We start from the raw sequence: 2,361 nt of genomic DNA on the forward strand, positions 1-2,361 counted from the left end.
CACCCGACGCCACCACATCCACCGACAACTCAGCCGTGGCCACACCGATCGTCGCCTCGGTCGGACCATAGTGATTGAACACCCGCCGGCCCCCGGCCGCCCGCACCAGCTCGCCCACCCACTCTGCAGGCGCACCTTCACCGCCCAGCACGATCGACCGCGCCGGAACCACCCGCTCGACACCGGCCGCCGACGCCAGGGCGGCCAAGTGCGACGGCACCGCCTTGACATGATCGATGCGATGCTCGGCCAGATAGCCCGCAACCGCCTCGGCATCCGTCACCGACCCGCGATCCACCACATGCAACCGCCCACCCGTGGCCAGACTGACGAACACCACCGTGTTCCCCAGATCGGTCACCTGCGGCTGCAACAACCCGTACCGGGCACCCGCACCCGACCAGCCCAACCGCTCCGACACCGACGCCACATAGTTCGCCAGCGCCCCGTGCGTCACCGCCACCCCCTTCGGAACACCGGTCGAGCCGGAGGTGTAGATGACGTAGGCCAAACCGTGTGGATCGGTCTGCATCGGAGGCGGCGAGTCCGGGCGGTCCGTGAGCACGTGCGGGTCGTCCAGCCAGAGCACGCGCACCTCGGACGAGGCCTCGGACGAAGCGTCGGCGAACGCCCCGGCCTCGTCCCGGTCGGCCAGCACCACTCGGGCGCCGCTGTCGGCCAGCATGAACGCGATCCGCTCGGCGGGCGACTGCGCGTCGATCGGCAGATAGGCGGCCCCGGCCTTCCACACACCCAAAATCGCGCCGATCATCTCAACGCCGGACGGCAGGCACAGCCCGACCACCGACTCCACACCCACACCCGCATCGCGCAGAAGGCGGGCGACCCGGTCCGCCCGCGCGTCGAGCTCGGCGTAGGTCAGCTCCACGTCTTCCGCGACCAGCGCGACCGCGTCCGGCATGGCCGCGACGGTCTGGCCGAACGCCTCCACGACGCTCACGCCGGTCGTCGCCGTCGCCGTGTCGTTCCATTCGGACAGCAGCCGGTCGCGTTCCGCCCCGTCGAGGATGTCCACGGACCGCAGGGCGGCGTCGGGGCCGCCGTCCAGTGCGGTGGCGAGCGCGGCGACGAGGTTTTCCAGCGCGGTGCGCACCAGCACTCCGACCGCACGCGCGTCCACGGACTTCACCGCGAGCACGCTCAGGCTGAGACCGCCCTGCCCCCAGTCGTTGACCGACACGGTGAGCGGGTAGCTGTTCTGCACCCGGACGGCGACCTGCCGGATCCCCTCGATCGGCTCCTGCTCGGCACGATCGGCCTCCTGCCCGGCGTGCCGGTAGTTGAACAGCGAGGTGAACAGCGGCGTGTTGCCCGTGATGCCGCTGGCCTGCTGCGCGACCGCCAGCGGCGCGTGCTCGTGCTCCAGGAGCCCGGCCAGCTGGGACCGCATCTCCTCCACCGCCGCACGGACTTCGACCCGGCCGGTGCGCACCCGGACCGGCAGCGTATTGAAGAACGGCCCGGAGACCCGGTCTGAGCCCTCGCCGGCGTTCATCCGTCCGAAGAGGACCGTGCCGAAGACGACGTCGTCCCGGCCGGACAGGGTGGCCAGCACGCGCGCCCAGGCCACGTGCAGCACCGTGGCCGCACTGACGCCCAGGCGCCGCGCGACCTCGCGCAGGCCCGCCACCGCCTCGTCGGGGACGGACACCACCTCGGAGACCAGGTCACTGCCGTCGCCATGCACATCCATCAGGCCGTAGGGGGCGGTGGGCTCTGTCACGTCGCCGAGCAGGTCGGCGAAGAACCGCTCGTGCTCGGCGCGCGGCACCCCGCTGCGGGCCTGTGCCACGAAGTTGCGGAACGGCAGCGCCTCGCCCAACCGGTCGGCCTTCCCGGCGAGGACCGTCCGCAGCTCTTGGATGAGGACGTCCATGCCCTGGTGGTCCTGCACCATGTGGTGCATGCGCACCAGTCCGAGCCACCGGCCGTCGGTGGTCTCGGTGACGTGCAGGTCCATCATCGGCGCGCGGCCCAGGTCCATCGCCGAGCCGACCGTGGCCAGCAGCGCGTCGGCCGGGTCGGTGGTGTCCGGGTCGAGCGTGTGCTCGACGACCGGCAGTTTCGCTTGCCGCCACACCACCTGGACCGGTTCGCGCAGGCCCTCCCATACGACAGCCGTCCGGTAGATGTCATGCCGGTCGATGACCTGCTGCAGCGCCTCAACGAACCGGCTCACACGGGCTCGCGAGTCGAACTCGAGGACCTGCATGGTCACGTATGCGTCTGCTCCACCGCCCGCGAGCAGGTGGTGGAACAGCAGGCCCTCCTGCAGCGGGGCCAGCGGGTACACGTCGGCCACGTTGGCGGCGCCGCCGTCGACGCCTGCGACGATCCGGT

At 71.2% G+C, this 2,361-nt stretch carries 1 protein-coding gene; it reads right to left on the bottom strand.

Annotated features, from left to right (window positions below):
* A partial coding sequence (locus QSK22_RS33145; protein WP_285498451.1) for an AMP-binding protein occupies positions 1-2,361 on the bottom strand: 2,361 nt, incomplete at both ends.

This window comes from Actinomadura sp. NBRC 104425 (assembly GCF_030269545.1).
GTDB classification, from domain to species: domain Bacteria; phylum Actinomycetota; class Actinomycetes; order Streptosporangiales; family Streptosporangiaceae; genus Spirillospora; species Spirillospora keratinilytica.